A 12,076-nucleotide genomic window follows, 5' to 3' on the forward strand; every position below is an offset into this window, starting at 1 on the left:
GGCGTTGTCGTGTGTGACGTCACGATTGGTCTCTCAGCGCGTGCGCTGGACGTTCGGCATGATTCTCTTCAGCGGCGGTCCACCAGCGCGGTGGTGTAGGGCTGATTGACCTCGCGCTCACTGACCACTCTGACGCCGTCGCTCGTGCCCTTGGCCAGCGACTCGAAGATGACGCGATACGCCAGTACTGCCTTGACGTACTCACGGGTTTCCTTGAAGGGAATGCGCTCGACGAAGCGGTCATATTCGCGCGGGGTATCGGCCAGCCAGCGATCCACGCGGCCCGGGCCTGCGTTGTAGGCCGCCGCTGCCGCAAGGCGATTGCCGGAGTAGCGGTCCAGCATCTCGCGGATATAGGTGCTGCCGAGGCGGATGTTGGTGTCCGGGTCACCGAGCGCGGCATGGCTGGGCGTGGCCAGCCCCAGGTCACGACTGACCTTGGCCGCCGTGCCCGGCATCAGCTGCATCAGCCCACGGGCACCCACGGGCGAGGTGGCGGTAGGATTGAAGGCACTCTCGCGACGCGCCAGTGCCATCAGCATCCAGGGGTCCACGCCGGCGTTGGCCCCATAGCGCTGGAAGTCCTGCTGCCAGGCGGGCGGGAAGCGCCAGGACAGGCCATCCCACAGCTTGCCGCGAATGGTCGCGAACACGGTCAGGTCATACCACTGCTGCTTGAGGGCGTAAGCCGCCAGGCGACGCGCGCCGGCGTCATCGGCCTGGCTCACGGCATTGAACCATTCCGAACGCGCCAGACCGATCTCATCGATCTCCATCAGTGCCCTGACACGCCTGACGGCCGGGGTGCGGGCAATCTCTGCCAGTTGCGCATCATCGAAGGTCTGGTCATCTCGATTGAGCGAATAGGCCTTGCCGATCCGGTCCGAGGCGAGGAAACCATAGAAGTTGCGTTCGCCACTGGCGCGTGCCCAGGCGGCGCGTGCCTCATCCCGGCGTCCCAGGCTGTCATCCGCACGGCCCAGCCAGTACTGGTATCGGGCTTCGCCACTGAAGCGTTCCGGCATCTTGAGGACCCATTCGCGTACCTCGCCCCAGGCGCCATCGCGAATGGCATTGCGCATGCGCAGGTCGAACAGCTCCTCATCATCGAGCATGGCCAGGCGCTCATCCACCCAGCCCTGGTTGTTGGGAATGTCACGTACCAGGGAATACCAGGCCAGATCACGCTCGACCTCATGACGCTGCTCATCGCTCAGCGGCATGTGCGGGCTGACCTTGCGCCAGGCCTCCAGGGCTGCCTCGGTATCCGCGCGCACGAAGCCATGCATGGCAGCGACACTGAGCGCGGCAAAGGCATGCCCACCATGACCCAGATCGGTCGGAATCCGGGTAATGGCGGCAAAGTTGCCATCCAGCTGCTCGCGTGCGGCGATGGCCTGCTGCCAGTTGCCCGACAGCTGGCGTTCCAGGTAGCTGACCATGCTGCCCTGACCGGCGGCCCAGGCGAGCATCATGCGTTCCCAGACGGCCTGATCATCGATCACGCCACGTTCGCGCAGCGTCGAGAACAGCGGGTCACAGGCGGAATCCTGCGAGCCCGAGACATGCCAGAGTTTCAGGCCGCCTTGCGAGGCACTCGCGAAATCATTGCTCAGCTGTGCCGTGTAGTAATGGCACTGTCGGCTGGCGCCGGCCGGCACGCCATCGCTGACCTCGAGCAGAGCATCATGGCGTCCGGTGCGCCCGTAGGCCGAGATGGCCTGGCCGCGCATCCACTCCCCCAGGGGGGAATCGGCGTGACGCTCCATGAAGGACAGGACTTCCGCCGGCGTTGCGTAGGGCAGGCGTGCCTTGAGCTGGTGATATTCGATATAGCCTTCCAGCACATGGCCGTTGACGGCGACCTGCTGGATATCCTGGAAGCGCTTGGCTCGGGCATCCTCCAGCGCAGCGCGGAAGCTCTGATCACTGGGGGTGGCCGCTTGCAGCGGCAGGCTGAGGCCCAGCAGCAGACTCAGGCTTGTCAAATGGCGCAACGATGTGAAGCGGCGCATGGCGCGGGCGCCGCGGCCCGGTGGGGATACGAACTTGCCTAGTGTCACCTGGAGACTCCTGCGATGAACGAGGTGAAGAGGGCTGAGGCGTCGCCCGCATCTTGCGTAGACGCCCCAGTGCCCCGATGTCGTGTATCAGGGGTTGCAGAGATAGCACCCATTGAGGGCTATCGTGGCAGCCGATGACGAGGAATGACAGTGTCGATGGATGCTGACAGTCACAATACATGCAATACCTGCGATACAGGCAATGTACGAGGAGTGTTCCCATGGGCAAGGCAATGTGGTTGACCCGCCTGTTTGGTCGCCGACACGTATTGGGCAAGGCCGGAGCGGCATTGCGTACACTCGTTCCGCTGTGCCGTGACGTGATCAGTGGACGTTATCGCCCGGTGCCGTGGAAGGCGCTGGGACTGGCCGCAGGTGCGTTGCTCTATCTGGTCTCGCCACTGGACCTGATCCCCGACATGCTGGTGGGGCTGGGGATTCTGGATGATCTGGTGATCGTGACCTGGTTGCTCGGCAAGCTCGATGATGCACTGGCCGACTATCGCCTGTGGCGCGGCGAGGTCCCCGACTCCGAGCCTTCCGATCCCTCGGCGCCCTGACGGCGCTGGCTGACCATGCGATGCCAAGGCACTGCCCATTGGCCGCATGGCGGCGATGGGGATCACCTGTCATGCTCGTGAGGAATCATCAAACACCAGTTTGAACCGCGTCATGCCGGTGACATGCACACGCGCCCTGGCGGACGATGCCTTTCATGACGAGTCTCGAGGAAATCCTGCATGCTGATCTATGCCTGTCTGCTGTTCGCGGCGCTGATGCTGGTGCTGACCAAGGCGCCCGTCGCTTGGGCCCAGCAACGTACCGGACGCTATGACAACCATGACCCCCGCGCGCAGCAGCGCGAACTCACGGGCTTCGGGGCGCGTGCGCTCGCCGCGCATCAGAACAGCAACGAGGCGTTCCCGCTGTTTGCCGCCGGGGTGCTGGTGAGTGTCATCGTCGCACCCGGCGCGCCGATCGCCACCACTCTGGCGGTGATCTTCGTGCTGGCGCGTCTGGGGTACTGGGGCTGCTATCTGGCGAATATCGCGCTCTTGCGCTCCCTGCTGTGGGGCGTCGGCTATCTGGTCTCCCTCGCGCTGATCGCGATGCCGCTATGGATGTGACGGTGACGGCGTCGGAGGCGACGGAAGACGGGCCGCACAGTCTGCTGGGGCTGGCCGTCAATCGCGCTGACGTGCCGGCGGCGGGAGGAGGGCTGGATGACGCCAGCTGGGTGAGGGCGCTGACGGGATTCGTGAGCTTCATTCCGCATACCGCGAGATTGCAGGTCAGTGTCGATGAGGTCGCCGCGCCGGCCGTGCGCATGACGTTACCCTGGCAGGCGGCACTGGTGGGGGACCCGCATCGCCACCTGGTGCACGGCGGTGTACTGACGATGTTCGCCGACACCCTGTGCGGCAGTGCCGTCCTGACGGGCCTTGAGCGTCCGGAAGTCTGCCCGACGCTGGATCTGCGTCTCGATCATTATCGTCCCGGGGTGGAAGGCATGGCGTTGATCGGCGAGGCACGCGTCCTGCGTGTCACCGAGTCGATGGTCTTCACCGAAGCGCAGATCTGGCAGCAACCGGGCAAGCTTCTGTGTCGCGCCATCGGCAACTTCGTTCGCCTGGGGGCGCGCAATACGCCTCCGGGATTTGGCGAGGCGCTGATGGCCGCCGCGCAGGGTCGCCCATCGGCCGGGGCGGCCGGCTCTGTCATCGATGGCCCGCAGAAGACCGCTGACGACGAGGCGCTCCCTGCCGTGTCGCAGCCGGTCGTCAGCCGTCCGGGGGACGGGCTGCAGCATGCCCGGCGTTTCGTCGAAGGCCAGCGCACCCGAGGGGATCTTGCAGACCTGCTGGCAAGCCTGCCCTACGCCAGAGCCATCGGACTGGACCTGTGCTCCTTGGCGCCCTCCTCGTTGGCAGAGGATGACCCGCTGCCGACCACCCCGCTTCGCTATGCGATGGCCGCCATGCCCGAGAACGTCGGCAACCCCATGTTGCCCGCCGTGCATGGAGGCGTGCTGGCGGCCGCGATGGAGACGGCCGCCACGCTCGAGGTGCTGCGCTTGAATGGCCGTGGAGGGCGTCAGGCGCGTCTGCCCAAGTTGATCGATTTCTCCATCGATTATCTGGCCACGGCGCGGGGTGACAGTGTCACGCGCATCGATTGTGAGGTGCTGCGCGAGGGGCGGCGCATGGCCAACGTGCGCGTCAGTGCCTGGCAGCACTCCAGTCAACGGCCGGTCGCCAGTGCGCGCATGCATTTCGTGCTGGAACCTCTGGCAAGAGAAGAAGAGGCCTGATCCTCAGCCACCTTCGTCAGCGACACCTCAGGGCACCCCGCGCGGGTGCCCTGTCGTCTCACGCCTGGCCTGACGGAACCTGCTGAAGGAATCAGCGCGACGCCGAGCGCAATATGCTGCCTCTAGTGCCTTGAAATCGTTCATCCTTGCCCCATATCTGGTCCACGAGAGCGTGACTCGACCCGTCCCCGAGAATGACGGGCGAGCCTTCGCCACCACCTTGCAGCGGTGACGCAGGTTGCCGCCGGTTTCCACATCAGGCACAGACATAGAGGGGTCCTTCACGATGACCACCGCCACCCACACCGAAACGCATGGCTTCCAGACAGAAGTGAAGCAGCTGCTTCACCTCATGATCCACTCGCTGTACTCCAACCGCGAGATCTTCCTGCGCGAGCTGGTCTCCAATGCCGCGGATGCCTGCGACAAGTTGCGCTACCAGGCGCTGGACAACGATGCCCTCTACGGCAACGACAGCGAGCTGCGCATCGAGATCGAGCACGATGCCGACGCGAAGACCATTACCCTGCGTGACAACGGCATCGGCATGAGCCGCGATGACGTGGTGGCCAATCTGGGCACCATCGCGCGCTCCGGTACCGCCGAGTTCATGAAGAACCTGTCAGGTGACCAGCAGAAGGATTCGCGTCTGATCGGTCAGTTCGGTGTCGGCTTCTATTCCGGCTTCATCGTCGCCGACGAGATCACCGTGCGCACCCGTCGCGCCGACCTCGATGCCGACCAGGGTGTCGAGTGGAAGTCCCGTGGCGAGGGCGAGTTCAGCGTGGCGGACATCGAGCGCGCCGAGCGCGGTACCGAGATCGTGCTGCACCTCAAGGACGATGCCCTCGAGTTCGCCGATGAACATCGCCTGCGCAACCTGGTCACCAAGTACTCCGATCACATCGAACTGCCGGTGCGCATGCAGCGTGTCGAGAAGGACGAAGAAGGCAACGAGCAGATCCACTGGGAAACCGCCAACTCCGCCACTGCGCTGTGGGTGCGCTCCAAGTCCGAGGTCAGCGACGAGGAGTACAAGAACTTCTACAAGCACGTCTCTCACGACTTCTCCGACCCGCTCAGCTGGAGCCACAACAAGGTCGAGGGCAAGCTCGAGTACACCAGCCTGCTGTTCGTGCCGGGTCGTGCGCCGTTCGACCTCTACCAGCGTGATGCCGCGCGTGGCCTGAAACTCTACGTGCAGCGCGTCTTCATCATGGATGACGCCGAACAGTTCCTGCCGCTGTACCTGCGCTTCATCAAGGGCGTGCTGGACACCAATGACCTGTCCTTGAACGTCTCGCGTGAGCTGCTGCAGCAGGACCCGCAGGTCGACAAGCTCAAGTCCGCGCTGACCAAGCGTGGCCTGGACATGCTCAAGAAGCTGGCCAAGGACCCCGAGCAGTACCAGACCTTCTGGAACCAGTTCGGCTCCGTGCTCAAGGAAGGCCCGGCGGAAGACTACGCCAACCGCGAGAAGATCGCCGAGCTGCTGCGCTTCTCCACCACGCATACCGACAGCGCCACTCAGGATCAGTCGCTGGCCCAGTACGTCGAGCGCATGAAGGAAGGTCAGAGCAAGATCTACTATCTTGTCGCCGACAGCTTCAACGCCGCCAAGTCCAGCCCGCATCTCGAGATCTTCCGCAAGAAGGGCATCGAGGTTCTGCTGCTGACCGACCGTATCGATGAGTGGCTGATGAGCCACCTCACCGAGTTCGACGGCAAGTCCTTCGCCGACGTCGCCAAGGGCGATCTCGATCTCGGCGATGTCGAGAACGAGGAAGAGAAGAAGGCCCAGGAAGAGACTGCCAAGGCCAAGGAAGATCTGGTCAAGCGTGTCAAGGAAGCGCTGTCTGATAGCGTTCAGGAAGTGCGTATCACGCACCGTCTGACCGATTCCCCGGCCTGCGTGGTGCTGCCGGAGCACGAGATGGGCTACCAGATGCGCAAGATGATGGAAGCCGCTGGCCAGCCGCTGCCGGAAGTGAAGCCGATTCTCGAGCTGAACCCGGAGCACGCCCTGGTCTCGCGTCTGGAAGGCGGCGAAGGCGACTACTTCACCGACCTCGCTCACGTGCTGCTCGATCAGGCCATCATCGCCGAAGGTGGCGCGCTGGAAGACCCGGCCGCCTACGTGCGTCGCCTGAACGGCATGCTCAGCGCCTGAGGCGACTGACCGGACACGTCACCTTGGGGCTCGAGTGCCCGTCGTGACAGGTCATTCGTGACAGGTCATTCGTGACAGGTCATTCGTGACCGGCCATGCTTGACGTGATGCCCCCGCAGCCCCGGCTGCGGGGGCATCGTGCGTTTCAGGCATCGTGCGCTTCAGACATCGTGTGTTTCAGGCATCGTGTATTTCAGCAACCGTGCCTGTCAGCCTGTCAGCCTGTCAGTCTTTCGTGTCGCTGGCGATGAGATGGGCTTCTCCAGACGGCATTTTTGGGGTTTCATGCAGCCTCATGAGATACGCTGCCAGTGATTATGCGTCTTGGATGTGTCCATTCTCATCACATGTCTCATCACATGAGCGCCGCGCATGACCTACCTGCTTTCCTGTCGACTCCCGAACCGTCATCAGTCCCTGCAGCCTCTCGCGATGGCTCGTGGCCTGCTGGCCGCCGGCGAGCGACTCCTGCGCCGTTTTGCCAGGTCACGCATGCAACGTCGACCCGGCCTCTGCCTTTTGATGGTGGTGATGGCCGTGTGCTCGGTCGCCGAGGCGGCACGCCTGGATGACGAGCTGCTGGTCAGGGACACCACCCATCAGATGCCGGACCTGCGTGCCCTTGCTGCCGGCAATCCACGCAAGGTCGCCTTCTTCGAGCTGATGATCCCGCTGGTGGTGGCCCAGAATCAGCGTCTTTCGGAACAGCGTGACTGGCTGCAGGCGATGCGTCGGCGAGCAGGCGAGGCCGGCAGAGACTACAGCGAGCGTGAGCAGGAGCGATTGAATGCCCTGTGCGAGCAGGCGCAGCAGCGCTGCAGCGTCAGCGCCGCGGACATCGGCATTCCCTGGGACGACCTGCTGGCGAGCATCGATACCCTGCCACTGGACATGGTGATGGTGCAGGCCATCGAGGAGTCCGGCTGGGGGACGTCCGGTCACGCCCGCAACGCCAACAATCTGTTCGGCATGCGCTGCTTCACCTCCGGCTGCGGTACCGGCCGGGCAGGGCGTGAATATCAGCGCTTCGAGAGTCTGGAGGCGGGGCTGGCGGCCTATTACCAGAACCTCAATGCCAACCCGCGTTATGCCAGGATGCGCCAGCTGCGGGCCCGCCTGCGCAATGCCGGCGAGCGGGTGCGCGCCGAGGATCTCATCCCGATGCTGGGCGCCTATTCGACCCGGGGCGAGGCCTACTTCGCGACGCTCAATGAGCTGTTGCGCTGGAATCGCGGCCTGATCCGTACCGTGCGTGAGCGCCTGGCGGCCAATGGTGTCTTGTCGTGAGCCCTGGTGCTGGATATCGTCCTGCGTGAATCGCTTGTCCCACGGTCTGACAGAAGGGATCATGCCCCGATGCATCTGAGCAATGATCAACGGCGGATTCTCGCCCACCCCTTTCCCTCGCGACTGCGCGATCGCACGCCGGCCACCAGTGCCGAGAACAGCGATTGCGTGGTGGTGCGAGCCTGTGCCGGCAGCGGCAAGACCGTCCTGATGGTGGAGCTGGCGCGGACCTATGCCGATGAGATCCTCATCTATACCTCACTCAACCCGGCGGTCGCGGGACGTACGGCCAGCCAGCTGCCGGCCAATGTCCAGTCCCTGTCGTTGCACCAGCTGGCGCGTCAGGCGCTGCAGGAAGAGTACGGCGACAAGCTCAAGCGGCAGCCGGACATCACGCGCAGACTGTCGCCCCAGAGCCTCAACTGGCTGGGCAGCCTGTCCAGTCAGTCGCGCAGCCTGATCGCCCAGGGACTCAATACCTTCTTCACGCTGAGTGATGCCGTGCCCATGCCGGAGCATCTGCCGGAGGGCTGCGCCGACCGCTTGAGCGCCAATGAGCTGCGCCAGCTGGTCGAGAGCATGCGACTGGTGTGGGAGTGCCTGCTGGACCCGGCGGACCATCAGCAGGCGCTGTCCTTCAATGCCTTGCTCAAGCTGTGGTCCCAGCATGGTCAGTCGCTCGATGCCGATCTGGTCATGCTGGATGAGGCCCAGGACGCCACGCCGGCGCTGCTGGCCATGCTGAGACGTCAGCGCTGTGATCTGCTGCTGATCGGCGACCCACACCAGAGTCTGGCACGCCAGGCCGAGGGGCTGAGCTCGCTGGATTCGCCGCTGCTTGGCGATGCCACCGTCTACTCCCTGCCGGGGGCCTGGCGATTCGGGCCGTCACTGGCCGCGCTGGGAACGCGTCTGGCGGCCTGTTCCCCGACCTCGCGTGAGCAGGCCATGAGCGGTCTCGGGCCTGCCACGCGTCTGGCGGCACCGGGTGTGCGTGAGGCCTTGCTGACCGCCGGCGCGCGACATGCCGTGATCAGTGCCGGGCCCATCGCGGCGCTGGGTGAAGCGCTGGCACTGCATCAGCGTGGCATCGCGGTGGCATGGCTGGACGGCATCGAAGGCTATCCGCTGGCGGGTCTGCTGGACCACTGGCGCCTGTGGCGCTGCCACCAGCTGGCGGAGCAGGCCGACAGGCACGAGCAGCAGCAATGGTGGCGTCAGTTGCCGCCAGCACTGACGCGGCTTGGCCAGACCCCGGCACAGGTGCTGGGGGCTCTCGCGCGTCTCGATGATCATCAGGCGCGCAGCCTGCACGAGCTGGCCTCCTGGTACGCGCAGGCGCCGCTGGATCAATGGATCGGTGAGCTGCGCAGGCAGGATGGTGATCTGCAGGCCGCCATCCTGGCCGACCAGACCGTCACGCTGCCTTGCGTCATGCTCGGGACCGTCTTCCGCGCCAAGGGCCTGGAGTTCGATTGCGTCGTGCTGGCGGATGACCTGATGTTGCCCGGTGAACGACAGCAGCTTGCCAACCAGGTGCTGGTCACCAATCTGACCTACACCGCTGCCACGCGGGCACGACAGCTGCTGGTGCTCAACGAGCGGCTGAGCCACTGGTGGCAGGCGCAGGCCGAGAGTGAGCGCTTCCCTCTGATCCAGGAGTTGCCCGCCGAGATGCTGGCGATGTGGCGTCCGGCCGCGGGGGGGCAGGCGGCGGGGGCTGCCCATGGCAGCCGTGCCCCTCACCCCTGGTGGGGGCGCGCGCGGCTGGCCGAACTCGCCCTGACGCCCCGCAAGCGTCTGATGCTCAAGCGGACTCATCAGGCCGTCGACGAACCAGTGCGACCGACTCGGGCCGCCGCCGAGCACCGACAGACCGGTGCCGAGCTGGCCCCCGACGTGCAGACCCGGCCTCGTCACGACGACGGCCTCCAGGCGCTGGAGCGTCAGGCGCACAGGGACAGCACGGCGCGCAAGCTGTATGACATGGCCAGCCAGTTGCCGCCGGGGCGTCCGCCAGGGGGGCTGCGTAGCCTGTTGACCCCTGAAGCGCCTCCCGCGACAGCCCCTGGGACTGGCAGTGACGAGGAGAGTGGCTCCCGTGAATCCCCGGATGGCGCCGTCACGCCCCCGCGTCCGCGCAACCCGCTTTCCGATGAATGAACCCAGCGAAGACAGCCCGGCTGTCGGAGATAACGTGCCTGATCTGATGTCATTGAGCTTCAACAACCGCTACGCCCGTCTGCCGGAGCACTTCTTCAGTCGTGTTGCGCCGCAGCCACGTCAAGGCACTCGCCTGGCCGATGTGAGTCCTGACTGCGCCCGGCTGCTGGGCCTGGACTCGCTGGTGGCGGAAATGGCGTCAAGCCGGGAGGATCGCGAGTCACTTCGCCTGCTGATGGCGGGGGAGCGCCTGCTGCCGGGCATGGACGCGCTGGCCCAGAAGTACACCGGGCACCAGTTCGGTCATTACAACCCGCAGCTGGGCGATGGGCGCGGCATGCTGCTCGGTGAGCTTCATACCGAGAACGGCAGCGTCTTCGACCTGCATCTCAAGGGAGCCGGGCGTACGCCATATTCCCGCTTCGGTGATGGGCAGGCGGTGGTGCGCTCCAGCGTGCGCGAGTATCTGGCCAGTGAGTACATGGCGGCGCTGGGCATCCCGACCAGTCGCGCGCTGGCATTGGCGGTGAATGCCGAGCAGGTCCAGCGCGAGACGCTCGAGCCCGGTGCCACCGTGCTGCGGGTCTGCGAGAGTCATCTGCGCTTCGGACATTTCGAGTGGCTGGCGCACTCCGGCCGTCACGCCGACCTCAAGACGTTGATCGACCACGCCCTGCGTGAGCACTTCCCGGAGTGTCTGCCCGACACGGAGAAAGGGGCATCGCGCGCAGGTGAAGCGCCCAGCGCGCCGCTGGCGGATGAGACGCGCATCGCCGCCGCGCTTTTGATGTTCGAGACAGTGATCACTCGCACCGCGAAGCTGATCGCGGCCTGGCAGGCGTATGGCTTCGTGCATGCCGTGATGAACACCGACAACATGTCGCTGTTGGGGCTGACCTTCGATTATGGCCCCTATGCCTTCCTCGATGGCTACGAAGAGAATCTGATCCCCAACCATACCGACCAGGCCGGGCGCTATGGGTTTGCCCAGCAGCCGGGCATCGGGCTCTGGAACCTGGAGCGCCTCGGGATTGCGCTGTCCCCGCTGATCGATGTGGAAGCGCTCTCCGCCGCGCTGGGTGCCTATGAAGGCGAGTTGCAGCGCGAATATGCTCGCCTGATGCGCGCGCGTCTCGGGCTGCCGGATTCCCGGGATGAGGACATGACACTGGTGCAGCAATGGCGTGAGCTGCTGGCGGCCGGCAAGGTGGATCACACCCACGCCTATCGTCTGCTCAGCCATTGGGATGTCACGCAGGCCGCGCCGGAAGCGCTGGTCGTGCGCCTGGCGGGCGAGCGTGGGCCGCACGGCAACTCGGCAGAGGCGCGCGATGAAGCCTCGGCCTGGCTTGCACGCTATCAGACACGTGTCATGGCCATCGGGCTCTCCGCCGATGATGAGCGCCAGCGGCGCCTCGCCATGCTGGGTGTGAACCCGCTCTACGTGCCGCGCACGCATCTGTTGCTGGAAGTAATCGCGCGGGTCGAGCAGGGCGATGACACGACGCTCGAAGCGTTCCGTGAGCGCCTGGGTGCCCCGTTCCATCGTCCTGAAGAGGGCAGTCTCGAGGCGGCGCAGGTACTCGGTCAGGCGCAGGGTGTCGAGGCGGAACTCGTCGATGACTGGACACGCCCGCCGGCGGCGAATGCCGCGCCGATCTGCATGAGCTGCTCTTCCTGAGCCGCGCCTGGCGAGAGGGCTGGACCGCTTTCTGACAGTGCAAGCGCTGGCCGAGCATCCGCTGGGCGCAATGCCGGGATTACGCGCTGGTACTCACCTCGGCACCATCACGAGGGGAGGCTGCTTCGGTGGCATCCCGTTTCCCGTGGCAATGGCGGCAACAGCCATAAGCTCGAGATTATGCGATGCATAACACAAAGCTGAGCTATTCTTGGAAGGGCCTGATTCACAAACTCATTGGAAATCAGTCGCTTGGCGAGATGTGGAGTGTCGTTCAGGCATAAGCTCACTGTTATGTCGCGCATAACGTTAGCTTTATGATTGATTTTATTGCCTTTTTTGCAATGCAGCGCTTGACCCTGATACACCGACGAGAAAAGACTGATACTGGACACTCATCG

8 protein-coding genes are annotated in these 12,076 nt (G+C 64.7%); 7 read left to right on the forward strand and 1 reads right to left on the reverse strand.

Features of this window, described 5'->3' with window-relative positions:
* Positions 1-68 precede the first annotated feature (68 nt).
* The gene (locus tag OW493_RS01695; protein WP_289863002.1) at positions 69-2,063 is read right to left on the reverse strand and encodes a transglycosylase SLT domain-containing protein; all 1,995 of its coding nucleotides are present in this window, start codon (positions 2,061-2,063) and stop codon (positions 69-71) included.
* Positions 2,064-2,284: 221 nt separating this feature from the next.
* Here OW493_RS01695 and OW493_RS01700 point away from each other — a divergent pair, with 221 nt between their 5' ends.
* From OW493_RS01700 to OW493_RS01730, 7 genes are all read left to right on the forward strand, one after another.
* Positions 2,285-2,623 (forward strand): DUF1232 domain-containing protein, encoded by a 339-nt coding sequence (locus OW493_RS01700; protein WP_240704169.1) that lies wholly within the window; start codon positions 2,285-2,287, stop codon positions 2,621-2,623.
* A gap of 180 nt (positions 2,624-2,803) precedes the next feature.
* Complete coding sequence (locus OW493_RS01705; RefSeq protein ID WP_077372316.1) at positions 2,804-3,190, forward strand: MAPEG family protein; 387 nt, start codon at positions 2,804-2,806, stop codon at positions 3,188-3,190.
* A gap of 2 nt (positions 3,191-3,192) precedes the next feature.
* On the forward strand, positions 3,193-4,374 hold the full coding sequence (locus OW493_RS01710) for a PaaI family thioesterase (protein WP_289863003.1): 1,182 nt from the start codon (positions 3,193-3,195) through the stop codon (positions 4,372-4,374).
* Between the two features lie 286 nt (positions 4,375-4,660).
* Positions 4,661-6,544, forward strand: a complete 1,884-nt coding sequence (htpG, locus tag OW493_RS01715; protein WP_279855072.1) for a molecular chaperone HtpG — start codon at positions 4,661-4,663, stop codon at positions 6,542-6,544.
* A 372-nt stretch (positions 6,545-6,916) separates the two neighbouring features.
* Positions 6,917-7,831: a glucosaminidase domain-containing protein gene (locus OW493_RS01720; RefSeq protein ID WP_289863005.1), complete on the forward strand. Its 915-nt coding sequence runs from the start codon at positions 6,917-6,919 to the stop codon at positions 7,829-7,831.
* 69 nt (positions 7,832-7,900) lie between these two features.
* The gene (locus OW493_RS01725) at positions 7,901-9,994 is read left to right on the forward strand and encodes an ATP-dependent helicase (RefSeq protein ID WP_289863006.1); all 2,094 of its coding nucleotides are present in this window, start codon (positions 7,901-7,903) and stop codon (positions 9,992-9,994) included.
* Positions 9,995-10,028: 34 nt separating this feature from the next.
* Positions 10,029-11,675, forward strand: a complete 1,647-nt coding sequence (locus tag OW493_RS01730; protein WP_289863008.1) for a protein adenylyltransferase SelO — start codon at positions 10,029-10,031, stop codon at positions 11,673-11,675.
* Positions 11,676-12,076: the final 401 nt, after the last annotated feature.

Source organism: Cobetia sp. 14N.309.X.WAT.E.A4, from assembly GCF_030397495.1.
In the GTDB taxonomy this organism is placed as follows: domain Bacteria; phylum Pseudomonadota; class Gammaproteobacteria; order Pseudomonadales; family Halomonadaceae; genus Cobetia; species Cobetia marina.